The sequence below is a fragment of the Micrococcus sp. CH7 genome (assembly GCF_001595485.1).
Taxonomy (GTDB): Bacteria; Actinomycetota; Actinomycetes; order Actinomycetales; family Micrococcaceae; genus Micrococcus; species Micrococcus luteus.
Map to the genome: position 1 here is coordinate 40,499 of NZ_LOSQ01000021.1, position 25,847 is coordinate 66,345.

Annotated in this window: 23 protein-coding genes; all 23 read left to right on the forward strand. The window is 74.7% G+C overall.

Features of this window, described 5'->3' with window-relative positions:
* The first annotated feature begins 111 nt into the window (after positions 1-111).
* Positions 112-501 (forward strand): hypothetical protein, encoded by a 390-nt coding sequence (locus AUV08_RS05910; protein WP_061867313.1) that lies wholly within the window; start codon positions 112-114, stop codon positions 499-501.
* Positions 498-3,209, forward strand: a complete 2,712-nt coding sequence (alaS, locus tag AUV08_RS05915) for an alanine--tRNA ligase (RefSeq protein WP_061867312.1) — start codon at positions 498-500, stop codon at positions 3,207-3,209. The genes AUV08_RS05910 and alaS overlap by 4 nt, the downstream gene beginning before the upstream one ends.
* The gene (ruvX, locus tag AUV08_RS05920) at positions 3,169-3,738 is read left to right on the forward strand and encodes a Holliday junction resolvase RuvX (RefSeq protein WP_061867311.1); all 570 of its coding nucleotides are present in this window, start codon (positions 3,169-3,171) and stop codon (positions 3,736-3,738) included. Before alaS ends, ruvX begins: the two co-directional genes overlap by 41 nt.
* Positions 3,735-5,003, forward strand: a complete 1,269-nt coding sequence (mltG, locus tag AUV08_RS05925; protein ID WP_061867310.1) for an endolytic transglycosylase MltG — start codon at positions 3,735-3,737, stop codon at positions 5,001-5,003. The genes ruvX and mltG overlap by 4 nt, the downstream gene beginning before the upstream one ends.
* Positions 5,003-5,926 (forward strand): shikimate dehydrogenase, encoded by a 924-nt coding sequence (locus AUV08_RS05930; RefSeq protein WP_036380989.1) that lies wholly within the window; start codon positions 5,003-5,005, stop codon positions 5,924-5,926. The genes mltG and AUV08_RS05930 overlap by 1 nt, the downstream gene beginning before the upstream one ends.
* 79 nt (positions 5,927-6,005) lie before the next feature.
* On the forward strand, positions 6,006-7,241 hold the full coding sequence (aroC, locus tag AUV08_RS05935; protein ID WP_036380956.1) for a chorismate synthase: 1,236 nt from the start codon (positions 6,006-6,008) through the stop codon (positions 7,239-7,241).
* 89 nt (positions 7,242-7,330) lie between these two features.
* Positions 7,331-7,942, forward strand: a complete 612-nt coding sequence (locus AUV08_RS05940) for a shikimate kinase (RefSeq protein ID WP_231862079.1) — start codon at positions 7,331-7,333, stop codon at positions 7,940-7,942.
* A complete protein-coding gene (gene aroB, locus AUV08_RS05945; protein WP_036380949.1) occupies positions 7,939-9,108 on the forward strand; it encodes a 3-dehydroquinate synthase in 1,170 nt (389 codons plus the stop codon). Before AUV08_RS05940 ends, aroB begins: the two co-directional genes overlap by 4 nt.
* A 120-nt stretch (positions 9,109-9,228) precedes the next feature.
* On the forward strand, positions 9,229-9,792 hold the full coding sequence (efp, locus tag AUV08_RS05950) for an elongation factor P (RefSeq protein ID WP_002857030.1): 564 nt from the start codon (positions 9,229-9,231) through the stop codon (positions 9,790-9,792).
* On the forward strand, positions 9,785-10,237 hold the full coding sequence (gene nusB / locus AUV08_RS05955) for a transcription antitermination factor NusB (protein WP_049159157.1): 453 nt from the start codon (positions 9,785-9,787) through the stop codon (positions 10,235-10,237). The genes efp and nusB overlap by 8 nt, the downstream gene beginning before the upstream one ends.
* A gap of 169 nt (positions 10,238-10,406) precedes the next feature.
* Positions 10,407-11,015 carry a bifunctional pyr operon transcriptional regulator/uracil phosphoribosyltransferase PyrR gene (pyrR, locus tag AUV08_RS05960; RefSeq protein ID WP_036380946.1) on the forward strand — a complete coding sequence of 203 codons (609 nt, stop codon included), beginning with the start codon at positions 10,407-10,409 and terminating at the stop codon, positions 11,013-11,015.
* Positions 11,016-11,018: 3 nt separating this feature from the next.
* A complete protein-coding gene (locus AUV08_RS05965) occupies positions 11,019-12,002 on the forward strand; it encodes an aspartate carbamoyltransferase catalytic subunit (RefSeq protein ID WP_036313715.1) in 984 nt (327 codons plus the stop codon).
* On the forward strand, positions 11,999-13,378 hold the full coding sequence (locus AUV08_RS05970; RefSeq protein WP_061867309.1) for a dihydroorotase: 1,380 nt from the start codon (positions 11,999-12,001) through the stop codon (positions 13,376-13,378). The genes AUV08_RS05965 and AUV08_RS05970 overlap by 4 nt, the downstream gene beginning before the upstream one ends.
* Positions 13,375-14,001, forward strand: a complete 627-nt coding sequence (locus AUV08_RS05975; protein WP_036380937.1) for a hypothetical protein — start codon at positions 13,375-13,377, stop codon at positions 13,999-14,001. Before AUV08_RS05970 ends, AUV08_RS05975 begins: the two co-directional genes overlap by 4 nt.
* Positions 13,998-15,182, forward strand: coding sequence for a glutamine-hydrolyzing carbamoyl-phosphate synthase small subunit (carA, locus tag AUV08_RS05980; protein ID WP_061867308.1), 1,185 nt, complete (start codon positions 13,998-14,000; stop codon positions 15,180-15,182). The genes AUV08_RS05975 and carA overlap by 4 nt, the downstream gene beginning before the upstream one ends.
* 3 nt (positions 15,183-15,185) lie before the next feature.
* Positions 15,186-18,491 carry a carbamoyl-phosphate synthase large subunit gene (gene carB, locus AUV08_RS05985; RefSeq protein ID WP_061867307.1) on the forward strand — a complete coding sequence of 1,102 codons (3,306 nt, stop codon included), beginning with the start codon at positions 15,186-15,188 and terminating at the stop codon, positions 18,489-18,491.
* Positions 18,488-19,375, forward strand: coding sequence for an orotidine-5'-phosphate decarboxylase (gene pyrF / locus AUV08_RS05990; RefSeq protein WP_036336596.1), 888 nt, complete (start codon positions 18,488-18,490; stop codon positions 19,373-19,375). The genes carB and pyrF overlap by 4 nt, the downstream gene beginning before the upstream one ends.
* Positions 19,376-19,513: 138 nt before the next feature.
* Positions 19,514-19,828, forward strand: a complete 315-nt coding sequence (gene mihF, locus AUV08_RS05995; RefSeq protein WP_010078601.1) for an integration host factor, actinobacterial type — start codon at positions 19,514-19,516, stop codon at positions 19,826-19,828.
* Between the two features lie 71 nt (positions 19,829-19,899).
* Positions 19,900-20,550 (forward strand): guanylate kinase, encoded by a 651-nt coding sequence (gene gmk / locus AUV08_RS06000; protein ID WP_010078602.1) that lies wholly within the window; start codon positions 19,900-19,902, stop codon positions 20,548-20,550.
* A 66-nt stretch (positions 20,551-20,616) separates the two neighbouring features.
* Positions 20,617-21,057, forward strand: coding sequence for a DNA-directed RNA polymerase subunit omega (gene rpoZ / locus AUV08_RS12340; RefSeq protein WP_010078603.1), 441 nt, complete (start codon positions 20,617-20,619; stop codon positions 21,055-21,057).
* A gap of 7 nt (positions 21,058-21,064) precedes the next feature.
* Positions 21,065-22,351, forward strand: coding sequence for a bifunctional phosphopantothenoylcysteine decarboxylase/phosphopantothenate--cysteine ligase CoaBC (gene coaBC / locus AUV08_RS06010; RefSeq protein ID WP_061867306.1), 1,287 nt, complete (start codon positions 21,065-21,067; stop codon positions 22,349-22,351).
* Positions 22,352-22,366: 15 nt separating this feature from the next.
* A complete protein-coding gene (gene metK / locus AUV08_RS06015) occupies positions 22,367-23,629 on the forward strand; it encodes a methionine adenosyltransferase (RefSeq protein ID WP_036313737.1) in 1,263 nt (420 codons plus the stop codon).
* A 112-nt stretch (positions 23,630-23,741) separates the two neighbouring features.
* On the forward strand, positions 23,742-25,805 hold the full coding sequence (locus tag AUV08_RS12345) for a primosomal protein N' (RefSeq protein WP_167755869.1): 2,064 nt from the start codon (positions 23,742-23,744) through the stop codon (positions 25,803-25,805).
* Positions 25,806-25,847 lie beyond the last annotated feature (42 nt).

Genomic DNA, 25,847 nt, shown 5'->3' on the forward strand with positions numbered 1-25,847 from the left:
CACCTCTCGGAGGTGGCCGGGCCTGCGGCGTCCCCGGGCCCGCCGCCGGGGATCGGCGCCGCGCCCGGTAAGGTGGGGCCGGAATCCCTGCCGTCCGAAGGAGGCCCCGCCATGCTCCGATCGCTGCTGCTCGTCGGCGCCGGCGCCGCGTCCGGCTGGTTCGCACACCGTGCCCTCGGCGACCGTGCCCACCCGGCCACGGACGGGACCGACGCGCCGACGTCGGGCCCCGGCTCCGCTGGGGGGCGCGGGGGGTTCTCCGCCCGCCTGGATCCGGAGCGCCTGGCCCGCCAGGCCGGCGAGGCCGCCGCCGACGCCGCGGCGGCCGCCCTGCAGGACGGCGCGCGGCGCCTGGCCGACCGCGTGCGCGCCCAGGCCCCCTGGGCCGCCCCCTACCTGCCCCACACGGGGCCGATCATCTCCGGGGAGACCGTGGAGCCGCCGTCGCACGGCGCCGCCCGCCCCCAGACCACCACCACGCAGAAGGACACCCCCGCATGAAGTCCCAGGAGATCGCCCGCCGCTGGACCGCCTTCTTCGAGTCCAGGGGGCACCGCGTGGTGCCGTCGGCGTCGCTCGTCTCGCCGGATCCGTCGCTGCTGTTCACGGTGGCCGGCATGGTCCCGTTCATCCCGTACTTCCTGGGGGAGCAGACCCCGCCGAGCCCGCGCGCCGTCTCGGTGCAGAAGTGCATCCGCACCGCGGACATCGAGGAGGTCGGCAAGACCGTCCGCCACGGCACCTTCTTCCAGATGTGCGGCAACTTCTCCTTCGGCGACTACTTCAAGGAGACGGCCATCCCGATGGCCTGGGAGCTGCTGACGTCCTCGGTCGAGGACGGCGGCTTGGGCCTGGACCCCGAGCGCCTCTGGGTCACCGTGTACCGCGAGGACGACGAGGCCGAGCGCATCTGGCGCGAGGACGTGGGCGTCCGTCCCGAGCGCATCCAGCGCATGGGCAAGGACGACAACTACTGGAACACCGGCCAGCCCGGCCCGGGCGGCCCCTGCTCGGAGATCTTCTACGACCGCGGCCCCGCGTACGGCGTCGACGGCGGCCCGGCCGCGGACGACACCCGCTACATCGAGATCTGGAACCTCGTGTTCATGCAGTACCGCCTCTCCGCGGTGCGCTCGAAGGACGACTTCGACATCGCCGGCGAGCTCGAGCACAAGAACATCGACACCGGTCTCGGCCTCGAGCGGCTCGCCATGATCCTCCAGGGTGTGGAGAACATGTACGAGACGGACCAGGTCCGCCCCGTGCTCGACCGCGCCGCGCAGCTGGCCGGCCGCTCCTACACCTCCACCGAGGACCCGGCCGACCCGCACTACGACGACGACGTCCGCCTGCGCATGGTGGCCGACCACGTGCGCTCGGCCCTGATGCTGATCAGCGACGGCGTGCGCCCCGGCAACGAGGGCCGCGGCTACGTGCTGCGCCGCCTCATCCGCCGCGTCGTCCGCGCCCTGCGCCTGATGGGCGTCACCGAGCCCGTTTTCCCTGAGCTGCTGCCGGTCTCCCGGGACGCGATGAAGGGCACCTACCCGGTGGTCGCGGACGAGTTCGAGCGCATCTCCCGGATCGCCTACGCCGAGGAGAAGGCGTTCCTGCGGACCATCGCCGCGGGCACGGCCCGCCTCGACGCCGCGGTGGGCCAGGCCCGCTCGGCGGGCGGCGGCATCGCGGGCCCGGACGCGTTCGAGCTGCACGACACCTACGGCTTCCCGATCGAGCTGACGCTGGAGATCGCGGAGGAGGCCGGCGTCGCCGTGGACGAGGCCGGGTTCCGCGCCCTCATGGCCGAGCAGCGCGACCGCGCCCGCGCGGACGCCAAGGCCAAGAAGGCCGGCCACACGGACACCGCCGTGTACCAGCGCCTGCGCGCCGAGGGCCAGACCCACTTCACCGGCTACACCGAGCACACCACCGAGTCCGTGGTGCGCGGCCTGCTGCAGAACGGCGAGGAGGTCGCGTCCGCCGGCGCCGGCACGGAGCTCGAGCTCGTCCTGGACGCCACGCCGTTCTACGCGGAGTCCGGCGGCCAGGCCGCGGACACCGGCCTGATCACCGGCGACGGCTTCCGCCTCGAGGTGCTCGACGTGCAGGCCCCCGTGAAGGGGCTGTCCGTGCACAGGGTCAAGGTCCTCGACGGCGAGGTCGCCGCCGGCGCGCAGGCCCTCGGCGCGATCGACCTGCAGCGCCGCCTCGACGGCGAGAAGGCCCACTCCGGCACCCACCTGGTGCACGCCGCACTGCACCAGATCCTCGGCCCCGAGGCCACCCAGTCCGGCTCCTTCAACAAGGAGGGCTACCTGCGCTTCGACTTCCGCTGGGCCGAGGCGCTCTCGGCCGGGGCCCGCTCCGAGGTCGAGGACGTGGTGAACATCGCCATCCGCGACGACCACGCCGTGCTCACCCAGGAGATGAGCCTCGAGGAGGCGCGCGCACTCGGCGCGATGAGCCTGTTCGGCGAGAAGTACGGCGACCGGGTGCGCGTCGTGGAGATCGACGGCGCCTGGTCCCGCGAGCTGTGCGGCGGCACCCACGTGGGCCGCACCGCGCAGATCGGCTCGCTGACCCTGCTCGGCGAGCAGTCCGTGGGCTCGGGCAACCGCCGCGTCGAGGCGCTCGTCGGCCTGGACTCGTTCCGCCACCTCGCCGCGGAGCGCACCCTCGTCTCCGAGCTCTCGGAGATGTTCAAGGCCCCGGCCGAGGAGCTCAAGGACCGCATCGGCGCCACCCTGGACCGGCTCAAGGCGGCCGAGAAGCAGGTCGCGGAGCTGCGGGCGCAGGCGCTGCAGGCCCAGGCCGGGCAGCTCGCCGGGCAGGCCCAGGACGTCACGACGTCCGCCGGGACGTCGGTGCGGGTGCTGGCCCACCACGCCGGCGACGTGGCCGGGGACCAGCTGCGTTCCCTCGCGCTGGACCTGCGCGCCCGGATCGAGTCGGCCGGCGGCAACGCGGCGGGCACGCCCGTGCTCGTGGCCCTCACGGCCGAGGCCAAGGGCCGGCCCCTCGTGGTCGTGGCGACCAACGAGGCCGCCCGCGCGGCCGGCCTCAAGGCGGGCGCCATGGTCAAGACCGCCACCGGCGTGCTCGGCGGCGGGGGCGGAGGCAAGGACGACGTCGCCCAGGGCGGCGGCCAGGACGTCACGCGCGTCGGGGATGCGCTCGACGCCGTCGTCGCCGCGGTGCGCGCGGCCTGAGGCGGACGTGAGCGCAGGTCAGGACGGGGCCAACGCGGCAACCGACGCCGTGCGCCGGGGGCGCACCCTCGGCGTCGACGTCGGCCGTGCCCGCGTGGGCGTCGCGTCGGCCGACCCCGACGGCCTGATCGCCACCCCCGTGGCCACCCTGCGGCGGGATGCGCGTCGACGTCGTGACGTGGACGAGCTCGTCGCCCACGCACGCGAGCTCGACGTCGTCGCCGTGTACGTCGGCCTGCCGGTGAATCTACGGGGCGAGCACACGCCGTCCACGCAGGACGCCCTCGACTACGCGGACGCCGTCGCCGCCGCCCTGGCCGAGGCGGGCCACCCTGTGCCGGTCCGGCTCGTCGACGAGCGGCTCAGCACGGTCTCCGCGCAGGCCGGACTGCGGGCCGCGGGCCGGTCCGTCAAGGACAGCCGCGGCGTGATCGACCAGGCGGCCGCCGTCGCGATCCTGCAGGCCGCCGTGGACGGGCAGCGCCGCACCGGACGCTGGGCCGGCCAGGACCGGGAGCGGATCCGGTGACCGGCGACCGCCAGCACGCTCGGCGTGAGGACCACTGGGACGATCTGCTCGGCGACGAGGCCGACGTCCACGACGACCTCGACGTGTTCGGCTTCGTCCACGACGAGGCGGACGAGGCCGATCTCGGCGCCCCGTCCCAGCCGGTCGACGCGGCCGGCCCACGCCGGCCTCGCACGTTCCTGCGTCGCCGGGGCACCGGGTCCCACCCGGCCCCGCGGGTCGACCGCGGTGCCGGCCGGCGGCGGACCGCGCTCGTGCTGGGCACGGTGCTCGTGGCGTTCGCCGTCGTGGTCGGGCTGATCGTGCGCGGCTTCCTGAGCGGCCCCGACCACACGGCCGTCGAGGGTGACGAGGTGACGTTCTCGGTGGAGCCGGGCGAGGACGTGGGCTCCGTGGCGGCCCGCCTGGACCGGGCCGGCATCGTGGCCTCCGCCCGTGCGTTCGAGCGCGCTGCCCGGGACACGGACAGCGGTCTCGTGCGGTCGGGGGACTTCGTGCTGCGCGAGCGGATGCCCGCGGCCGAGGCCCTCGCGGTGCTCCAGGGCGCCACGGACGGGGCCGTGCACTACGTGCTCGTGGAGCGCGGCCGGCGACTCACCGAGGTGCTGGACGCCGTCGCCGAGGCCACGGGGCTGCCCCGCGAGGAGCTCGAGGCCGCCGCCCAGGAACCGACCCGCTACGGCGTCCCCGGGGAGGCGGGCACGCTCGAGGGCTGGCTCGACGCGGGGGAGTACCGCCTCCCCGTCGACGCCACCGCCGAGCAGGTGCTCGACGCCCTGATCCGGCCCACCCTCGCCGAGCTCGACGCCCTCGACATCCGCGACCCGGCCGACCAGCAGCGCGTGCTCACGATCGCCTCCATCCTCGAGGCGGAGGCCCTGCCCCAGGACTACCGGCAGGTCGCCGGCGCCATCGAGAACCGCCTCGCCCCGGACAACACCGAGACGCACGGCCTCCTGCAGATCGACGCCACCGTCACGTACGGCCTCGGCGTGCGCAGCCTCAGCTTCACCTCGGGCCAGCGCCAGGACGCCTCGAACCCCTACAACACGTACGTGCACCCGGGCCTGCCACCGGGTCCGATCGGCATGCCCTCCGACGCGGCCGTCGAGGCCGCCCTCGACCCGGCCGAGACGGACGCCTACTACTGGGTGACCACGGACATCGGCACCGGCCACACCGAGTTCTCCCGCACCTATGAGGAGCACCAGCAGCACGTGCGCACCCTGCAGCGCTACTGCGCCTCCAATCCGGGGGTGTGCTGATGCGCCCCGTGCTGCGCGCGGCGGTCCTGGGCCGGCCGATCGCCCACTCGCTCTCCCCGGTGCTGCACACGGCCGCCTACCGGGTCCTGGGCCTCGACGTCGACTACGGCCGCCGTGACCTGGGCGAGGACGAGGTGCTCGCCTTCGCGGCCGAGCACCTCGGCGCCCCGGGCGCGGCCGACGGCGGCGCGGCCGCGGCCCGCGGGCAGGACTGGCTCGGCTGCTCCGTCACCATGCCGCTGAAGCGGGCGGTCGTCGCCGCCGCCGGGCACGTCAGCGACCGCGTCCGCCTCCTGGGCACCGCGAACACCCTCGTGCGCGACCACCCCTCCGCCCCCGGGGTCGTCCACGCCGAGAACACGGACGTGGACGGCATCCTCGGCGCCCTCGCCGCGGCCGGCCTCGACCGTGCCGCCCGGGGCGGGACCGTCGGCGTCCTCGGGAACGGGGGGACCGCGACGGCGGCCGTCCTCGCCGCCGCCACGCTCGGCGCGGACGCGGTGCTCTTCGGCGTCCGCGACGCCGCCCGCGCCGCCGAGGTGACGGCCCTGGCCGACGCGCTCGGGCTGCGCTGGGCGACCCTGACCCAGGCGGATCTGCTCCGGCGGGCGCCGGGGCTGCGTGCCGTCGTCGCCACCCTGCCGCCGCGCGCCGCGGACGCCCTGGCCGCACACGTGCCGGCCGACGCCGCCCTGCCGCCCCTGCTGGACGCGGCCTACGACCCGTGGCCCTCCGTGCTGGCGGCCGCCTGGTCCCGGGAGGGCGGACCGGTGGCGTCCGGGCTGTCCATGCTGCTGCACCAGGGCGTCGAGCAGGTGCGGCTGTTCACGGCCCGGCCCCGCGCCGCGGCCGGGATGCCCGAGCCGGACTGGGCGGCGGTGACGCGCGCCGCGGCGGACGCCCTGGGACCGGCCGCCGGCTGAGCGCCGGACGCCGCATCCGGTGCGTCCCGTCCGGTCACACGTGGCGGCGCGGCGCCCCGTGCGTGAGAGACTGCACGCCATGGTGCGCTGGTTGACAGCGGGGGAGTCTCACGGCCCCGCGCTCACAGGAATCGTAGAGGGACTGCCGGCCGGGATCCCGGTCACGACGCAGGACGTGCAGGACGCGCTCGCGCGCCGCCGCCTGGGGTACGGGCGCGGCGCGCGCATGAAGTTCGAGCAGGACGCGGTGACGATCCTCGGCGGCGTCCGCCACGGCCGCACCCTCGGCTCGCCCGTGGCGATCCAGGTGGGCAACACGGAATGGCCCAAGTGGGAGAAGGTGATGGCCGCCGATCCCGTCCCCGCGGAGGAGCTCGACGGCCTGGCCCGCAACGCGGCGCTCACCCGCCCGCGGCCCGGCCACGCCGACCTGACCGGCATGCAGAAGTACGGCTTCGACGAGGCCCGCCCCCTCCTCGAGCGCGCCTCCGCCCGTGAGACCGCCGCCCGTGTGGCCCTGGGCACCGTCGCCCGCGCCTTCCTCGGCGAGCTCGGCGTGCGGATCGTCTCCCACACCGTGGCCTTCGGGGAGGCCGCCCTGCCGGAGGGCCACCCGTTCCCCGTCCCCGAGGACGAGGCCCGCCTCGACGCCGACCCGGTCCGCTGCCTCGACCCGCAGACCTCCGCGGCGATGGTCGCCGAGGTCGACGACGCCCACCGCGCCGGGGAGACCCTCGGCGGCGTCGTGGAGGTGCTGGCGTACGGCGTGCCGATCGGCCTGGGCTCCCACGTGCACTGGGACCGCCGCCTCGACGCGCGGCTGGCGGGGGCGCTCATGGGCATCCAGGCGATCAAGGGCGTGCAGGTCGGCGACGGGTTCGCCACGGCCGCCCGACGCGGCTCCGCCGCCCACGACGGGATCGCCCGCGGCGCGGACGGCCGCCCCCGGCGCACGACCGACCGGGCCGGCGGCATCGAGGCCGGCATGTCGACGGGCGAGCTGCTGCGCGTGAGCGCCGCGATGAAGCCGATCGCCACGGTGCCGCGCGCGCTGCCCACGGTCGACGTCGCCACGGGCGCGGAGACCACGGCCCACCATCAGCGCTCCGACGTGGCGGCCGTGCCCGCCGCGGGCATCGTCGCCGAGGCCATGGTCGCCCTCGTCCTGGCCGACGCGATGCTCGAGAAGTTCGGCGGCGACTCCGTGGCCGAGACGCGCCGCAACCTCGGGGCGTTCCAGGCCGCGGTCCCCGCCCTGCCGGAGCCGGGCGCCGACGTCGTGGCGGACGGCCCGATGGGCGACCCCCTGCCGTGACCGACACCCCCGGGACCGCGCCGGCCCCGGGACCGGACCCGAGCACGCGTCCCGTCCCCGGGCCCGTCACCGTGTGCCCGTGGGAGGGCATGACCGGTGCCCTCGAGGCGCGCCTGACGGCCGCGGCCACGGTGGCCGGCGCGGCCGACGAGGACCCGGCCGCGCGCCCGGCCCGCCGGGTCGTCCTCGTCGGCCCGATGGGGGCCGGGAAGACGACGGTCGGCCGGGCCCTGGCCGCCGTGACCGGGCTGCCCTTCGTGGACTCCGACGAGCTGTTCACCCAGGTTCACGGCCCGATCCCGGAGTTCTTCGCCGAGCACGGCGAGGCCGCGTTCCGGGCGGAGGAGGCGCGCGTCATCGGCCATGTGCTCGGCCGACCCGCCCCGTGCGTCCTCTCGTGCGGCGGCGGCGCCGTCCTGCATCCGGGCACCCGCCGCGCGCTGGCCGGGCCGGACTCCGACGTCGTCTACCTCGCGGTCGGAGAGGAGGAGGCGCTGCGCCGCGTGGGCGGCGGCGCGGGCCGCCCCGTCCTGGCCGGCGACCCCGCCGGGACCTGGCGGCGCATCCTCGCCGAACGCGAGGGGCTGTACCGCGAGGTCGCCGACCTCGTGCTCGACACCACAGGCCTGACGGCCGCCGAGGCGGCCTGGCGTATCGTGGGGGACGCCCACCGCCCCCGAAGGAGTGAGTCACACCCATGACCGACCGTCAGCCGGACATCACCGAGCAGGAGACCCCGGGGGCGGCGCCCGCGGCCGCTCCGGCCGCACCCGAGGACGTGACGGTCATCCCCGTGGCCGGCGGCCACGAGGCGGCCGTGCACGGCGGCTACGACGTGGTGGTGGGCCGGGGCCTGCTCGCGCGCCTGCCGGACATGCTCGGCCCGACCGTCCGACGCGTGCTGGTCATCCATCCGCGCGCCCTCCGGGCCACCGGCGACGTCGTCAAGAACGACCTCGAGGCCGTGGGCCTGACCGCACTGACCGCCGAGATCCCGGACGCCGAGGAGGGCAAGCACCTGCAGGTGGCCGGGTTCTGCTGGCAGGTGCTCGGCCAGAACGACTTCACCCGGTCGGACGCGATCGTCTCCGTGGGCGGCGGCGCCGTGTCCGACCTGGCCGGCTTCGTGGCGGCCACGTGGCTGCGCGGCGTCCGCGTCGTGCACATGCCCACCACCCTGCTGGGCATGGTGGACGCGGCGGTGGGCGGCAAGACCGGCATCAACACCGCCGAGGGCAAGAACCTGGTGGGGGCGTTCCACAATCCGGCCGGCGTGCTGGCGGACCTGGACACGCTGCTCACCCTGCCGGCCAACGAGCTGATCTCCGGCCTGGCCGAGGTCGTGAAGTGCGGCTTCATCGCCGACCCCGCGATCCTCGACCTCATCGAGGAGGACCCGGCCCAGGCCCAGAACCCGCACTCCCCGCGGCTGCGCGAGCTGATCGAGCGTTCGATCCGGGTCAAGGCGGACGTCGTCTCCCGCGACCCCCGCGAGTCGGGCGCCCGCGAGGCGCTGAACTACGGCCACACGATGGGGCACGCGATCGAGCTCGCCGAGCGCTACCAGTGGCGCCACGGCGCCGCGGTGTCCGTGGGGCTGGTCTTCGCGGCCGAGCTGGCCCGCTCCCTCGGCCGGCTCGACGACGCCACCGCGGACCGGCACTGGTCGGTGCTGACGGCGCTGGGCCTGCCCGTCTCCTACCGCGGGGACCGGTGGCAGACCCTGCTCGAGGGCATCCGCCGAGACAAGAAGAACCGCGGCGACCAGCTGCGCTTCGTCCTGCTGGACGGGCTCGCGCAGCCCACCACCGTGGACATCCCGGACGCGTCCCTGCTCTTCGCGGCGTACCAGGAGATCGCGGAGTGAGCCGCCGCTGACCCCGGCCCCGCGCGGGGCCTCCCGTAGACTGGCCCGCGCACATCCAAGACCCCACCCACTGCAGGCGGACCCGTGACGGTCCGCGAGACCGATCGGGAGCACACACACGTGGCAACGAGCAACGACATCAAGAACGGCGCCGTCCTGAAGCTGGAGGGCCAGCTCTGGAACGTCACCGAGTTCCAGCACGTCAAGCCGGGCAAGGGCGGCGCGTTCGTCCGCACCAAGATGAAGAACATCACCACGGGCAAGGTCGTGGACAAGACCTTCAACGCCGGCGCCAAGGTCGAGTTCGCCACCGTGGACCGCTCCGACTACCAGTACCTCTACCAGGACGGCGCGGACTACGTGTTCATGGACGTCAAGGACTACGACCAGATCACCGTGCCCGGGGCCGTGGTCGGCGACGCCGCGAAGTACATGCTCGAGAACACCCAGGTCGTCATCGCCCTGCACGAGGGCACGCCGCTGTACCTCGAGATGCCGGCGTCCGTGGTCCTGGAGATCACCTACACCGAGCCGGGCCTGCAGGGGGACCGCTCGTCGGCCGGCACCAAGCCCGCCACCGTGGAGACCGGCGCCGAGATCCAGGTGCCGCTCTTCGTGGAGCAGGGCACCCGCGTCAAGGTCGACACCCGCACCGGCGACTACCTCGGCCGCGTCAATGACTGAGCGGGCCTCCGCCGGCTCCGCTGCCAAGCGGGGGACCACGGCGCGCAGCCGCTCCCGGCAGCGTGCGGTGGAGATCCTGTTCGAGGCCGAGCAGCGCGGCTCCACCGCGCTGGAGGGCATCCGCACCCGCCGCGAGAGCACCGACCTGCAGGTGAACGCCTACACCCAGCGGCTCGTGGAAGGCGTCATCGCGGACCAGGAGCGGCTCGACGAGGCCCTGAGCTCCTACTCCCGCGGCTGGTCCCTGGACCGCATGCCCGCCGTCGACCGGGCGATCCTGCGCGTGGGGGCCTGGGAGCTGCTGTTCCAGGACGACGTGCCGGACGCCGTCGCGATCTCCGAGGCCGTCGCCCTGGCCGCCCAGCTGTCCACGGACGACTCGCCCGAGTTCGTCAACGGTCTGCTCGGCCGCCTGCAGCAGGTCAAGCCGACACTGCTCGCCTGAGCCGCCGAGAGCTCCGTCACGAGGCCCGTCCCGCACCGCGTCATCCGCGCCGTGGGGCGGGCCTCGCTGGTAGAGTCGGCGACGTCCCGCACGGGGGCCCACAGGCGCCCGGGGACGAACCACGCATCCTTTAAGAGCCGTCCTGTGAGGCGGGGAAGGAGGCGCCGGCATGGGAACTGATCCCGCCGCACCTCGTGCTGCCCGGACCGTGCTGTCCGCGTCCGAGATCGACCGGGCGCTGACCCGGATCGCCCACGAGATCCTGGAGTCCAACAAGGGCGCCGAGGGTCTCGTCCTGATGGGGATCCCGCGCCGCGGGGCGCCCCTGGCCCGGCGGCTGGGCGCCCTGCTGGCCCGCATCGAGCCGGCCTTCGACCCCATCGCCGCCGTCGGCGAGGTGGACGTGACGCTCTACCGGGACGACCTCCGCCGCGGCACGGCCCGCACCCCGATGCCCACCCGCCTGCCCGAGGTCCCCCTCGACGGCGCCGTCGTCGTGCTCGTGGACGACGTCCTCTTCTCCGGCCGCACCGTGCGGGCCGCCCTCGACGCGATCGCCGACCTGGGCCGCCCCGCCGCCGTGCGCCTGGCCGTCCTCGTGGACCGCGGGCACCGCGAGCTGCCCGTCCGGGCCGACTTCGTGGGCAAGAACCTGCCGACCTCCACCGCCGAACGCGTCCAGGTCCGGCTCATGGAGGTCGACGGCCCCGAGGGCACCGGCGAGGTCACCGAGGACGCCGTGAGCATCGTCGACCGTGTCGCGACCCGGGAGGGCTGAGCCGTGCGCCACCTGCTGTCCACCGCCGACCTCTCCCGCGCCGACGCCCTCGCCGTCCTCGACACCGCCGAGGAGATGGCCGCCGTCAACCAGCGCGAGGTCAAGAAGCTGCCCGCCCTGCGCGGCCGCACCGTGGTGAACCTCTTCCTCGAGGACTCCACCCGCACCCGCATCTCCTTCGAGGCCGCCGCCAAGCGGCTCTCCGCGGACGTGATCAACTTCTCCGCGAAGGGATCGTCCGTCTCCAAGGGGGAGTCGCTCAAGGACACCGTCCAGACGCTCGAGGCCATCGGCGCGGACGCCATCGTGATGCGCCACTGGTCCTCGGGCGCGGCCCGCCAGCTGGCCGACTCCGGCTGGGTGCGCTCCGCCGTCGTGAACGCCGGCGACGGCACCCACGAGCACCCCACCCAGGCCCTTCTGGACGCCTTCACCCTGCGCCGGCGCCTCGCCGCGGCGACGGGAGAGGACCTGGTCGGCCGGGACCTGACCGGCATGCGCGTGGTGATCGTGGGGGACATCCTGCACTCGCGCGTGGCCCGGTCCAACGTGTGGCTGCTCAGCACGCTGGGCGCACAGGTCACCCTGGCCGCCCCGCCCACCCTGCTGCCCGTGGGCGTGGCCGCGTGGCCGTGCCAGGTCACCTACTCGCTGGACGAGGCCCTCGACGCCGGCCCCGACGCCGTCATGATGCTCCGCGTCCAGGCCGAGCGGATGGGCGGCGCCTTCTTCCCGTCCGCGGGGGAGTACACCCGGACCTGGGGCCTGACCGACGACCGCTTCGCCCGCCTCACCGCCGGCCGCGGCGCCCTGCTCGACGAGCCCGTGGTCATGCACCCCGGCCCGATGAACCGCGGCCTGGAGATCAGCCCGGCGGCGGCGGACTCGCCCCGCAACACCGCCCTCGAACAGGTCGCCAACGGCGTGTCCGTCCGCATGGCGGTCCTGCACCTCGTCCTCAACCACGACCAGGAGGTCCGCCCGTGAGCGCCCCCAGCCCCGCCCCCCTGCTGCTGCGCAGCGCGCGCCTGACCACGGGCGAGACCGCCGACGTGCTCGTCGCCGAGGGCCGGATCGCCGCCCTCGGCCCGGACGCCGCGGCCCACGCCGCCGGCCTCGACCCGGCCCCCGAGGAGGTCGACTGCGCCGGCCTGGTGCTGCTGCCCGGGCTCGTCGACCTGCACACCCATCTGCGCCAGCCCGGCAAGGAGGACGCGGAGACGGTCGAGACCGGCACCCGCGCCGCCGCGATGGGCGGTTTCACCTCGGTCCACGCGATGGCCAACTCGACGCCGACGGCCGACACCGCCGGCGTGGTGGAGCAGGTGTGGCGGCTGGGCCGGGACGCGGGCTGGTGCGATGTGCACCCCGTGGGCGCGGTGACCGTGGGCCTGGCAGGCGAGGCCCTGGCCGACCTCGGCGCGATGGCCGACTCGCAGGCCCGCGTGCGCATGTTCTCCGACGACGGCATGTGCGTCCACGACGCCGTGCTGATGCGCCGGGCCCTCGAGTACGTGAAGTCCTTCGGCGGCTTCGTGGCCCAGCACGCGCAGGAGCCGAACCTCACCGCCGGCGCCCAGATGAACGAGTCCGAGCTCTCCGGCGTCCTCGGCCTGGCCGGCTGGCCCGCCGTGGCGGAGGAGGCCATCATCGCCCGTGACGTGCTGCTGGCCCAGCACGTGGACTCCCGCCTGCACGTGTGCCACGTCTCCACGGCCGGCTCCGTCGAGCTGATCCGCTGGGCCAAGGCCCAGGGCGTGGCCGTGACCGCCGAGGTCACCCCGCACCACCTGCTGCTCACCGAGGAGCTCGTCCGCTCCTACGACCCCGTGTTCAAGGTCAACCCGCCGCTGCGCCGCGAGTCCGACGTGATGGCCCTGCGCGCCGGGCTGGCCGACGGCACCATCGACACCGTGGGCACCGACCACGCCCCACACACCGCCGAGACCAAGCAGTGCGAGTGGACGGTCGCGGCGATGGGCATGACGGGCCTCGAGACCGCCCTGTCCGTGGTGCAGCGGGCGATGGTGGACACCGGCCTGATGGACTGGGCCGGCGTCGCCCGCGTGATGTCCACGGCGCCGGCCCGGATCGCCGGCCTGACCGACCAGGGCCAGGCCGACGAGCGCGGCGTCCCGCGCGTCGGCGCGGTGGCCAACCTCGTGCTCGTGGACCCGCAGGCCCGCCGCACCGTGGACCCCGAGCAGCACCTGACGAAGTCCCGCAACAGCCCGTACCGGGGCATGGAGCTGCCGGGCGCGGTGCGCCACACGGTCTATCGCGGTGCCCGCGTCGTCGCCGACGGCGCCCCCGCCCGGCCGTACCGCCACCCGGCCCTGACGGAGACGGGGGAGCGCGCGTGAGCATCACCCCCCTGGCCGCCGCCCTGGCGGCCCGACCCGTCCCCCCGCGGACCCCGACGAAGGACTACGCGGACGTGTGGCTGCCGGTGACCCTGGGCACCCTGGCCGTCGTCCTCGTGCTGCTCGGCCTGCTGGCCCTCGGGTGGCGGGCCCGCCGCCGGGCGCAGGCCGGGATCCCGGCCCCGGCCCCCGTGCCGACGGCCCTCTACGACGCAGAGCCGACGCTGTCCGCGGAGGGCATGCACGTGGGCACGGTGCGCGGCGAGGACCGACTGGACCGCGTGGCGGTGCACGGCCTGGGCCTGCGCTCGCGCGCCGTCCTCGAGGTCCACGACGCCGGCGCCCACCGCGGCCTGCTCGTGCTCCGCCCCGGGGCCGCCAACCTGTTCATCCCCGCGGACGACCTCGTCGAGGCCGGCCTGTCCGCGGGGATCGCCGGCAAGTTCGTCGAGCCGGGCGGGCTCGTCGCCTGGGGCTGGCGCCTCGGCGACGTCGAACTCACCTCCGCCTTCCGCCCCGACCGCCCCGAGGACCGCGACCGGCTCCTCGCCGCCCTGCAGACCATCATCGACCCCGCCCCGGCCGACCCGGCCGGCCGCGCAGGAGAAGGAGACCCCCGATGAGCACCCCCACCGACGACCTGGCCCTGCTCGTCCTCGAGGACGGCACCGTCCACCGCGGCCGGGCCTACGGCGCCCGCGGCCGCACCCTGGGCGAGGCCGTGTTCACCACGGGCATGACCGGCTACCAGGAGACCCTCACCGACCCGTCCTACGCGGGGCAGATCATCGTGCAGACCTCCCCGCACATCGGCAACACCGGGGTCAACGACGCCGACCGCGAGTCGCGGGCGATCTTCGCCGCCGGCTACGTGGTCCGCGACGCCGCCCGGCGTCCGTCCAACTGGCGCGCCGAGCGCAGCCTCGACGAGGAGCTCGAGGCGTTCGGCGTCGTCGGGATCCGCGAGGTCGACACCCGGGCCATCACCCGCCGCCTGCGCACCGAGGGCTCGATGCGCGCCGGCGTGTTCTCCGGTGAGCACGCCGCCCGCCCCGAGGCCGAGCTGCTGGCGGAGGTGCGCGCCCAGCCGTCGATGGCCGGCGCCCGCCTCGCGGAGTCCGTCACCACGGAGGAGCCGTACGTCATCGAGCCGGCCGAGCACGGCTGGGAGGGCGAGCCGATCGCCGAGATCGCCGCCCTCGACCTCGGCATCAAGGCCGCCACGCCGCGGCACCTGGCCTCCCGCGGCATCCGCGTGCACGTGCTGCCCGCGGCCACGGACCTGGCCGGCATCCGCGCCGTGAACCCGGACGGCGTCTTCCTGTCCAACGGCCCCGGCGACCCGGCCACGGCAGACGCCCAGGTGGAGCTGCTGCGCGAGGTCCTCGACGCCGGCCTGCCGTTCTTCGGCATCTGCTTCGGCAACCAGATCTTCGGCCGCGCGCTCGGCTTCGACACCTACAAGCTGAAGTTCGGCCACCGCGGCCCGAACCAGCCGGTGCTGGTCAAGGCCACGGGCCGCGTGGCCATCACCTCCCAGAACCACGGCTTCGCCGTGGACGCCCCCCTCGGCGAGCCGATCGAGGCGCCGGAGTCGCGCTTCGGCCGCGTCGAGGTCTCCCACTGGTCCCTGAACGACCAGGTCGTCGAGGGCCTGCGCCTGCTCGACCGGCCCGCCTTCTCCGTGCAGTTCCACCCGGAGTCCGCGGCCGGCCCCAACGACACCCTCGACCTGTTCGACCGCTTCGTGCAGCTGCTCACCGAGCACCGCACCGCCACCACCCCCGCCACCGAAGGAGCCTGATCCATGCCCAAGCGCACCGACCTGAAGTCCGTCCTGGTCATCGGCTCCGGCCCCATCGTGATCGGCCAGGCCGCCGAGTTCGACTACTCCGGCACCCAGGCCATCCGCGTCCTCAAGGAGGAGGGCGTCCGCGTCGTCCTCGTCAACTCCAACCCGGCCACGATCATGACCGATCCGGAGCTGGCCGACGCCACCTACGTCGAGCCCATCACCCCGGCCGTGGTCGCCAAGATCATCGAGAAGGAGCGCCCGGACGCCCTGCTGCCCACCCTGGGCGGCCAGACGGCGCTGAACACCGCCATCGCCCTCGACAAGGACGGGGTGCTCGAGCGCTTCGGCGTCGAGCTGATCGGCGCGAACATCGAGGCCATCGAGCTCGGCGAGAACCGCGAGCTGTTCAAGGGCGTCGTGGAGCGTGCCGGCGGCGAATCCGCCCGGTCCCACATCGTGCACACGATGGAGGAGGCCCTGGCCGCCGTCGAGGACCTGAAGTACCCCGTGGTGGTGCGCCCCTCGTTCACGATGGGCGGCCTCGGCTCCGGCATGGCCTACGACGAGGCCGACCTGTACCGCATCTGCGGCGCCGGCCTGCAGTACAGCCCGACCTCCGAGGTCCTGCTCGAGGAGTCCATCCTCGGCTGGAAGGAGTACGAGCTGGAGATGATGCGGGACAAGAACGACAACGTCGTCGTCGTCTGCTCCATCGAGAACGTGGACCCCGTGGGCGTGCACACCGGCGACTCCATCACCGTGGCCCCGGCCATGACGCTGACGGACCGCGAGTACCAGAAGCTGCGGGACATCTCGATCAACGTCATCCGCGAGGTCGGCGTGGACACCGGCGGCTGCAACATCCAGTTCGCGGTGAACCCCGTGGACGGGCGCGTCGTCGTCATCGAGATGAACCCGCGCGTCTCCCGCTCCTCGGCGCTGGCCTCGAAGGCCACCGGCTTCGCGATCGCCAAGATCGCCACCAAGCTGGCCCTGGGCTACACGATGGACGAGATCCCCAACGACATCACCCAGAAGACCCCGGCGTCCTTCGAGCCGGTCCTGGACTACGTGGTCGTGAAGGTCCCGCGCTTCGCGTTCGAGAAGTTCCCGGCGGCGGATCCCACGCTGACCACCACCATGAAGTCGGTCGGCGAGGCCATGGCCATCGGCCGCAACTTCACGGAGGCCCTGCAGAAGGCCCTGCGCTCGCTCGAGCAGAAGGGCTCGGAGCTCGCGTTCCCGCAGGACGCCGACCCGCAGGCCCTGCTCGCGGCGGCGAGCACGGCCACCGCCGACCGGCTCTCCCAGACCCAGCAGGCGCTCTACGCCGGCGCCACGATCGAGGAGGCCTTCGAGGCCACCGCGATCGACCCGTGGTTCCTGGACCAGTTCGTGCTCATCAATGAGGTCGCGGACGAGATCCGCGACGCCGAGGTCCTCGACGAGGCCCTGCTGCGCCGCGCCAAGCGGCACGGGTTCTCCGACGCCCAGATCGGCTCGCTGCGGCACATGGACGCCGCGGTCGTGCGCGGCGTGCGTCACGCCCTGGGCGTGCGCCCCGTCTACAAGACCGTGGACACCTGTGCCGCCGAGTTCGAGGCCTTCACCCCGTACCGGTACTCCAGCTACGACCTCGAGACCGAGGTCGCCCCGCACGAGGGCGAGTCGGTGATCATCCTCGGCTCGGGCCCGAACCGGATCGGCCAGGGCATCGAGTTCGACTACTCGTGCGTGCACGCCACCATGGCGCTGCGCGAGGCCGGCTACGAGACCGTGATGGTCAACTGCAACCCGGAGACGGTATCCACGGACTACGACATCTCCGATCGCCTCTACTTCGAGCCGCTCACGCTCGAGGACGTCCTGGAGGTCATCGCGGCAGAGGAGGCCTCCGGCGGCGTGCGCGGCGTCTTCGTGCAGCTCGGCGGCCAGACCCCGCTCAAGCTGGCCCAGCAGCTCGCCGACGCCGGCGTGCCGATCCTGGGCACCTCGCCCGCGGCCATCGACCTGGCCGAGCACCGCGGTGAGTTCGCGCTCGTGCTCGAGCGCGCGGGCCTGGTGGCGCCGAAGAACGGCACGGCCGTCTCCTTCGACGACGCCAAGCGCGTGGCGGACGAGATCGGCTACCCCGTGCTCGTGCGCCCCTCCTACGTGCTCGGCGGCCGCGGCATGGAGATCGTGTACTCCGAGGAGGCGCTGGCCCACTACGTGGAGCACGCGACGGAGATCACCCCCGACCAGCCGATGCTCGTGGACCGCTTCCTCGAGGACGCGATCGAGATCGACGTCGACGCCCTCTACGACGGCACCGAGCTGTACCTCGGCGGCGTCATGGAGCACATCGAGGAGGCGGGCATCCACTCGGGCGACTCCGCGTGCGTGCTGCCCCCCGTCACCCTGGGCCCGGACGTGCTCGAGCGCGTGCACCGCGCCACCGAGCGGATCGCGGCCGGCGTCGGCGTGCGCGGCCTGATCAACATCCAGTTCGCGCTCGCCTCGGACGTGCTGTACGTGATCGAGGCGAACCCGCGCGCCTCGCGGACCGTGCCGTTCGTCTCGAAGGCCACGGGCGTCCAGCTGGCCAAGGCGGCCGCGCGGATCGGCGTCGGCGAGAGCATCGCCGACCTGCGCGCGGCCGGCATGCTGCCCACGGCGTACGACGGCGGCACCCTGCCGATCGGCGCGCCCGTGGCGGTCAAGGAGGCGGTGCTGCCGTTCACCCGCTTCCGCACCGCGGAGGGCCGCGTGGTCGACTCGCTGCTGGGCCCGGAGATGCGCTCGACGGGCGAGGTCATGGGCATCGACAAGCACTTCGACACCGCGTTCGCCAAGTCCCAGTCCGCCGCCGGCGGCCCGCTGCCCACCTCGGGGCGCGTGTTCGTGTCGGTCGCGAACCGGGACAAGCGCACCCTCGTGGGCCAGGCCAAGCGCCTCGTCGACCTCGGCTTCCAGGTGGTCTCCACCGGCGGCACCGCCGAGGTGCTGCGGCGCAACGGCATCCCCGCGGAGGTCGTGGCGAAGATCGCCGACGCCGGGCACGAGGACGGCGCGGGCACCGTGCTGGAGCAGCTGCACGCCGGCACCGTCGATCTCGTGCTGAACACGCCCTCCGGCGGCGACGCCCGCACGGACGGCTACGAGATCCGCGCGGCCGCGACGTCGCTCGGCGTGCCGGTGATCACGACCACGGCCGAGTTCGGGGCGTGCCTGCAGGCCATCGAGGCCATGCGGTCCTACGAGTGGTCCGTCACCTCACTGCAGGAGCACGACGCGCGCCTGCAGCAGGCTGTCGCCGGTCCGGAGGCCGCGGCGTGACCACGACGGCGACGGGCGGCGCGGGGCCCCGCGCCCCCTTCGGGCGGCGGCTGGCCCACGCCATGGAGACGGCCGGTCCGCTGTGCCTCGGCGTGGACCCCCATCCGGGCCTGCTGCGGCAGTGGGGCCTGAGCGACACCCCGGCGGGCCTCGAGGCGTTCTCCCTAACCGCCCTCGAGGCGGCGGTGGGTCCCGAGGGGCCCCGCGTGGCGGCGATCAAGCCCCAGGTGGCGCTGTACGAGCGCCACGGATCGGCCGGCCTGGCGGCCCTGGAGCGGCTGCTCGCGGCCGCCCGGGACGCCGGGGTGCTCACGATCGCGGACGCCAAGCGCGGTGACATCGGCTCCACCATGGACGGCTACGCCGCCGCGTGGATCGCCGACGCCTCGCCCCTGGCCGCGGATGCGGTGACGCTCAGCCCGTACCTGGGTTTCGGCACCCTCGTGCCGACCATCCGCGCCGCCCACGAGGCCGGCCGCGGCGTGTTCGTCCTCGCGCTGACCTCCAATCCGGAGGGCCGCGAGGTCCAGCACGTGGGCGAGGGGTCGGCCGAGGGATCGGTCGCCCGGCGCATCGCCGCGGCGGCGGCCGCCGAGAACGCGGCCCTGCGCGGCGACGACGCGTGGGGGCCGGTGGGACTCGTCTTGGGCGCCACGGTGGCCGCCGAGGCGGACCGCCTCGGCCTGGACCTGCCGGCCCTCGGCGGGCCCCTGCTGGCGCCCGGGTTCGGTGCCCAGGGCGCCACGGCCCGGGGCATGCGGGCCGACTTCGGGACGGCCTGGCCGCAGGTCTTGGCGACCTCGTCCCGCGGCATCCTGAGCGCGGGCCCGTCGGTGGCCTCGCTGGTGGACACGATCGAGGAGAATCGCGCCGCCCTGCGGTGACGCCCGCGTCCTCCCGGCGCGCCCGTGCCGTGTGGACGGGATGGTATCTTCCCTTTCGATCGGCTGTGCTCGTCGTCCTTGACCATGGAAGGGTCACGACGGGGCCGGTGGGGAACGAGAGGCATCGAGGTCAGACCCATGGCGTTGCGGCAGCTCAGTGTGCAGGAGAGGGCGGAGGCCCGGAGGAAGGCCCTCCAGGCCCGCCAGGCGCGGGCGGAGCTCAAGGCGGCCTTCGCCGCCGGTGAGGTCGGCCTGGCCGACATTTTCGCGCGCGCGGACGCCGACGACGCCGTCGCCCGTCTGCGGACCGTGGACCTGCTGCTGGCCCTGCCGGGCGTGGGCGAGGTCCGGGCCCGGGAGGCGATGGCGGGGTGCGGCATCTCGCCGCGGCGTCGGCTGGGCGGCCTGGGCCGTCGTCAGCGCGAGGCGCTGATCGCCTATATTGGCCGGTGACCCCCACATCCCGGCGGGTCGGCGCCGGCCCGGGTGACGGGTCTGCGAGGCCCGCCCCACCCGGAGGATGCGTGACCGACACGTTCGACCCCGGACCCGCCCCCGCCGTCCCGGTGGCCCGCACCGCCGTCCAGGAACGCCCCCCGGGCCCGGGCGTCACCGTCCTGGCCGGCCCCACCGCCGTCGGCAAGGGCACCGTGTCGGCCTATGTCCGCGAGCACTACCCCGAGGCCTGGCTGTCCGTCTCCGCCACCACCCGCCCGGCGCGCCCGGGCGAGGAGGACGGGGTGCACTACTACTTCACGACGCCGGAGGAGTTCGACTCCCTCGTCGAGGCGGACGAGATGCTGGAATGGGCCGTCGTGCACGGCGTCCACCGCTACGGCACGCGGCGCGACCGCGTGATGGAGGCCGTGGCGCAGGGCCGCCACGTCCTGCTGGAGATCGACCTGCAGGGAGCGCGCCAGGTCCGCCGTGCGCTGCCGGAGGCCACCTTCGTGTTCCTGGCGCCGCCGAGCTGGGAGGAACTCGTGTCCCGGCTGCTCGGCCGCGGCACCGAGAGCCCGGAGGAACAGCGCCGCCGGCTCGAAACGGCTAGACTGGAACTCGCCGCGGAACCCGAGTTCGACGCCGTCGTCGTGAACGACCGCGTGGAGCGGGCCGCCGAGGAACTGGTGAGACTCATGGGGCTGGACCCCGAGCGCCGTCCGACCGAGGCCTGAGGACCGGCCGCACCGACGCCGCACCCGGCGCCGACGTGACAGTGAGATGAAGACTTTGGAGACCCCGTGACCGAACAGTACGAAGGCATCGTCAACCCGCCCATCGACTCCCTGCTGGAGCGGGTCGACTCGAAGTACGCCCTGGTGCTCTTCGCCGCCAAGCGGGCCCGGCAGATCAACGCCTACTACTCGCAGCTGCACGAGGGGCTGTTCGAGTACGTCGGCCCGCTCGTGGACACCCAGCTGAACGAGAAGCCGCTGTCCATCGCCCTGCGCGAGATCGAGGCCGACCTGCTCGTGTCCCGCGAGGCCGTCGAGGCCACCCCGGAGGCCGACCTGGCCGCCGAGGACTTCGGCGACTTCTCCCTGCCGGGCGAGGACGACCCGTTCGCCACCCTCGAGTCGGCCGACGCCCACCAGCCGATGGGCGATCCCGCCGCCATCGAGGAGGCCGCCGAGACGGTGCGCGCCGAGGAGGGCACCTCCGAGGACGCCCCGGAGGCCTGAGCCCGTCATGGAGATCGTCCTCGGGGTCGGCGGCGGCATCGCGGCCTACAAGGCGGCGCTGCTGCTGCGCCTGATGACCGAGGCCGGCCACGGCGTGACCGTGGTGCCCACCGCCAACGCCCTCGAGTTCGTGGGCGCGGCGACGTGGGAGGCCCTCTCCGGTCGCCCGGTCCGCACGGACACGTTCGAGGCGGTCGACGAGGTGAACCACGTCCGGCTCGGCCGGCGTGCGGACCTCGTGGTGGTCGCGCCGGCCACCGCCGATCTGCTCGCGCGCACCGCCGCGGGGATGGCGCCCGACCTGCTGGGCAACGTGCTGCTCACCGCCACGTGCCCCGTCGTCCTGGCCCCCGCCATGCACACCGAGATGTGGCACCACCCCGCCACGGTCGCCAACGTCGCCCTCCTGCGCGAGCGCGGCGTCACGGTCGTGGACCCCGCCGTGGGCCGGCTCACCGGGGCCGACTCCGGCGCCGGGCGGCTGCCCGAGCCCGCCGAGATCTGGGAGCGTGTGCAGGCCGCCGCGGCCGCGGGCGCCCCGCGCCGTCCCCGGGCCTCCGGGTCCGACGCCGAGCCGACACCCGGCCCGCTGGCCGGTCGCACCGTGGTGATCACGGCCGGGGGCACCCGCGAGGCGCTGGACCCGGTCCGCTACCTGGGGAACCGCTCCTCCGGCAAGCAGGGGGCCGCCCTGGCGCGCGCCGCCCTCGAGGCCGGCGCCACCGTGCGGTTCGTCGCCGGGTCCATGTCCGTCCCGACGCCCGAGGGCGTCGAGCGCGTCGTGCCCGTGGAGTCCACGCAGGACCTGCTCGAGGCCGTGCTGGCGGAGGCCGCCGACGCCGACGTCCTCGTGATGGCGGCGGCCGTTGCGGACTTCCGACCGGCCGAGGTCTCCGACGCCAAGATGAAGAAGGGCGACGACGGCGGCGCGCCCGTCATCGTGCTCGAGCGCACCCCGGACGTGCTCGCCACGGCCGTGCGGACCCGCTCCGAGGGCGGGCCCATGGCCCCGCTCATCGTCGGCTTCGCCGCGGAGACCGGCGACGCGACGTCCTCCGTGCTCGAGTACGGCCGGGCCAAACTGGCGCGCAAGGGCTGCGAGATGCTCGTGGTCAACGAGGTCGGCACGGACAAGGTGTTCGGCCGGGACGAGACCGCCGTGACCATCCTGTTCGCCGACGGCCGCCCCGCCGTGGAGACCGTGGGCTCCAAGGACCAGGCGGCGGCCGCCGTCGTGCAGGCGATCGTGGATGACCTCGCCGGTCGCGACCCCGCCGGCGCGTCGGGCCGCTGACCTAGACTGTGCGGCATGACCGATGCCGCCTCGCTGAGCCCCGCCCGCCACGCCGACCCGTATTCGGGGGTGGGCGGCGGAGAGCTCCGCCTCTTCACCTCCGAGTCCGTCACGGCGGGCCACCCCGACAAGATCTGCGACCAGATCTCCGACGCCATCCTGGACGCGATCCTCGCCGCCGACCCGTCGGCGAAGGTGGCCGTGGAGACCCTGACCACCACCGGCCTGGTGCAGGTGGCCGGCGAGGTGAACACCTCAGCGTACGTGGAGATCCCCAGGATCGTGCGCGAGACCATCCTGGACATCGGCTACGACTCCTCGGCCAACGGCTTCGACGGCGCCCAGTGCGGCGTGAACATCTCCATCGGCCAGCAGTCCTCGGACATCTTCGCCGGCGTCTCCCGGTCCCTCGAGGCCCGCGAGTACGGCTCGGCGGACGAGGTGGACGAGCAGGGCGCGGGGGACCAGGGCATCATGTTCGGCTACGCCACGGACGAGACCCCGGCGTACATGCCCATGCCCATCTACCTCGCGCACCGGCTCTCCGAGCGGCTCACCGCGGTGCGCCGGGCGGAGAACACGCCCATGCCGTACCTGCTGCCGGACGGCAAGACGCAGGTCACCATCGGCTACGCGCCCGGCCACGTGCCCACCACGGTCGAGGCCGTGGTGGTCTCCACGCAGCACCACGAGTGGGTCACGCAGGAGCAGCTGCGGGCGGACGTGGAGGAGCACGTGATCCGGCCCGTCATCGAGCGCTCCGGCCTCGACACCTCCGGCATGCGGATCATCATCAACCCGGGCGGCAAGTTCGTCATCGGCGGCCCCGTGGGCGACGCCGGCCTCACCGGTCGCAAGATCATCGTGGACACCTACGGCGGCATGGCCCGGCACGGCGGCGGCGCCTTCTCCGGCAAGGACCCGTCCAAGGTGGACCGCTCCGCCGCCTACATGCTCCGCTGGGTCGCGAAGAACGTGGTGGCCGCCGGCCTCGCCTCGCGCGCCGAGTTCCAGGTGGCCTACGCGATCGGTTCGGCCCGGCCCGTGGGCCTGTACGTGGACACCTTCGGGACGGCCACGGTGCCGGAGGAGAAGATCATCGAGGCCGTGAACGCGGTGTTCGACCTGCGTCCGGCCGCCATCGTGAAGGAGCTGAACCTCCTGCGGCCCATCTACCGACGGACCGCCGCGAACGGCCACTTCGGCCGGGACGACGCCGACTTCACGTGGGAGCGCACGGACCGCGTCGAGCAGCTGCGCGCTGCCGCCGGCCTCTGACCCGGAGGCGGGCATCACAGACGCGCTGTTCGCCCTCCCGGAGCCGGAGGACGCGCCCCGACTGCCGGAGCGGGCCGAGGGGTGGCCGGAGCGGCCGATCGCACGCGTCCTGCTGGACTCGCCCGTGCCGCACCTGGACCGCGAGTTCGACTATCTCGTGCCCGTGGCCCTGGACGACCGGGCGGTCCCCGGCTCCCGCGTGTCCGTCCGCTTCGGCGGACGGGCCATGACGGGCTGGCTCGTCTCGCGGGAGCAGGAGCCGGCCACCGGCGCCCAGCTCACCGAGCTCACCGGCGTGCTCACCGTCATCCCGCCGCTGACGGAGGAGGTCCTGGCGACCGCGCGCGCGGTGGCCCGCCGCCAGGCCGGCGTCGTCACGGACGTGCTGCGGGCCGCGGTGCCCCCGCGCGTTGCGCAGGTCGAGAAGGCCGCCCTGGCGGAGGACGCGGAAACCGCCGCGGACCACCCTGTGACGCTGACCGGCACGGACGCCGAGCGCCCGGAGCCTCCCGCGGCGGAGGAGGGCCTCGTGCCCACGGTGTGGGAGTCCCTCGAGGGGGGCACCGCGTTCGTGTCCGCCGTGCTGGCCGGGGACGCCGCGCGGGCGGCCGCCGTCGTGCCCTCGCGCCTGTTCGAATGGGACGAGGCGGGCGCGCTGGCCGCTCTGGCGCGCACGGTGGCCGCCTCGGACGGCGGCGTCCTGCTGCTGGTGCCCGACCACCGCGACCTCGACCGGCTCTGCGCCGCCCTCGACGAGCACGTGGGGGAGGACGCCTACGCGCGGATCGGCTCCGAGGACGGCAACACGCCCCGGTACCGCGCCCACCTGGCCGCGCTGCGCGGCACCCGGCGCATCGTGGCCGGCACCCGGGCCGCCGTGTGGTCGCCCGTGCGCGACCTGAGGCTGGTGGTGCTCTGGGACGACGGCGACGACGCGTGGGCAGAACCCCGCGCGCCCTACTTCCACGCCCGAGAGGTCGTGTTGGAGCGGGCCCGCGCGACCGGCGCGGCGCTGCTCTTCGCCGGGCCCTCCCGGTCCGTCCCGGTGCAACGGCTCGTCGAGTCGGGCTGGCTGCTGCACCTGGGCCCCTCCCGCGCGACCCAGCGCGAGCTCGGGCCACGGGTCGTCTCCACCGCCGACGCCTGGGAGACGGCGCGCGACCCGTTCGCGCAGCGGGCGCGGCTGCCGCAGGCCGCCTGGGCCGCCGCCCGCGCCGCGCTGCTCGGGCCACGGCCGGGCCCGGTGCTCGTGCAGGTGGCCCGGGCCGGCTTCATCCCCGCCCTCGTGTGCGAACGGTGCCGCACGCCCGCCCGCTGCCGCGTCTGCGCGGGGCCGCTGGGCTTCCGCGACGCGCGGGCCGCCCGGCACGGGGAGGTGGCCTGCCGGTGGTGCGGCACCCGGGAGCGCGGCTTCCGGTGCACCGAGTGCGGCGGCACGACGCTGCGGGCCGGCGCCCGCGGCGTGGACCGCACGGCCGAGGAGCTGGGCCGGGCGTTCCCGCGCGTGCCCGTGCACGCCTCCTCGGCGCAGCACATGCTCGGCTCGGTGCCGCCCGGGCCCTCCCTGGTGGTGGCGACCGTGGGGGCCGAGCCGGCGACGCCCGACGGCTACGCGGCCGCCCTGCTGCTCGACGGGGACAGCCAGCTCCAGCGCGAGGGCCTCGACGTGCCGGGCCGCGTGCTCGCCCGCTGGCTCGCGGCCGCCTGCCTGGTCCGCCCCGCCTCCGACGGGGGCGTCGTGGTGGTCACCGCGGACGCGGGGGAGGCGGTGAACGCGCTCGTCCGACGGGACCCCGACGGCTTCGCCGCGCGCCAGGTCGCCGAGCGGCGCGAGCTGCACCTGCCTCCCGCCGGCCGCCTCGCAGAGGTCACGGGGGAGGCCGCCGCCGTCGCGGAGTACCTCGAGCTCGTGGAGGCCGCCCGCCGGGAACGGCCGGACGAGGACGTCCACGAGGATCCGCACTCGGCCCCGCTCGATGGCGGCCCGGCGCGGCTGCCCTGGATTGGGCCGGTGCCGGACCCCGCCGACGAGACCCGCTCCCGCGCCCTGCTGATCTTCCCCTACGCGGCGGCCGAGGCCACCGTCGGCGCCCTGCGCGCCGCCCGGTCCGCAGCGAGCGCTCGGCGGGAGACCGCCCCGGTGCGGGTGCGGCTCGACCCGGCCGGGGTGCTCTGAGGGGGCGGCCGGACCGACCCGCAGCCCGAGGGGCCGGAGCGC

Excerpts from the sequence above, each read along its gene's own strand:
- AUV08_RS05910 (WP_061867313.1), top strand. The coding sequence starts at position 112 with ATGCTCCGATCGCTGCTGCTCGTCGGCGCCGGCGCCGCGTCCGGCTGG.
- alaS (WP_061867312.1), top strand. The coding sequence starts at position 498 with ATGAAGTCCCAGGAGATCGCCCGCCGCTGGACCGCCTTCTTCGAGTCC.
- ruvX (WP_061867311.1), top strand. The coding sequence starts at position 3,169 with ATGCGCTCGACGCCGTCGTCGCCGCGGTGCGCGCGGCCTGAGGCGGAC.
- AUV08_RS05930 (WP_036380989.1), top strand. The coding sequence starts at position 5,003 with ATGCGCCCCGTGCTGCGCGCGGCGGTCCTGGGCCGGCCGATCGCCCAC.
- aroC (WP_036380956.1), top strand. The coding sequence starts at position 6,006 with ATGGTGCGCTGGTTGACAGCGGGGGAGTCTCACGGCCCCGCGCTCACA.
- AUV08_RS05940 (WP_231862079.1), top strand. The coding sequence starts at position 7,331 with ATGACCGGTGCCCTCGAGGCGCGCCTGACGGCCGCGGCCACGGTGGCC.
- aroB (WP_036380949.1), top strand. The coding sequence starts at position 7,939 with ATGACCGACCGTCAGCCGGACATCACCGAGCAGGAGACCCCGGGGGCG.
- nusB (WP_049159157.1), top strand. The coding sequence starts at position 9,785 with ATGACTGAGCGGGCCTCCGCCGGCTCCGCTGCCAAGCGGGGGACCACG.
- pyrR (WP_036380946.1), top strand. The coding sequence starts at position 10,407 with ATGGGAACTGATCCCGCCGCACCTCGTGCTGCCCGGACCGTGCTGTCC.
- carA (WP_061867308.1), top strand. The coding sequence starts at position 13,998 with ATGAGCACCCCCACCGACGACCTGGCCCTGCTCGTCCTCGAGGACGGC.
- carB (WP_061867307.1), top strand. The coding sequence starts at position 15,186 with ATGCCCAAGCGCACCGACCTGAAGTCCGTCCTGGTCATCGGCTCCGGC.
- mihF (WP_010078601.1), top strand. The coding sequence starts at position 19,514 with ATGGCGTTGCGGCAGCTCAGTGTGCAGGAGAGGGCGGAGGCCCGGAGG.
- coaBC (WP_061867306.1), top strand. The coding sequence starts at position 21,065 with ATGGAGATCGTCCTCGGGGTCGGCGGCGGCATCGCGGCCTACAAGGCG.
- metK (WP_036313737.1), top strand. The coding sequence starts at position 22,367 with ATGACCGATGCCGCCTCGCTGAGCCCCGCCCGCCACGCCGACCCGTAT.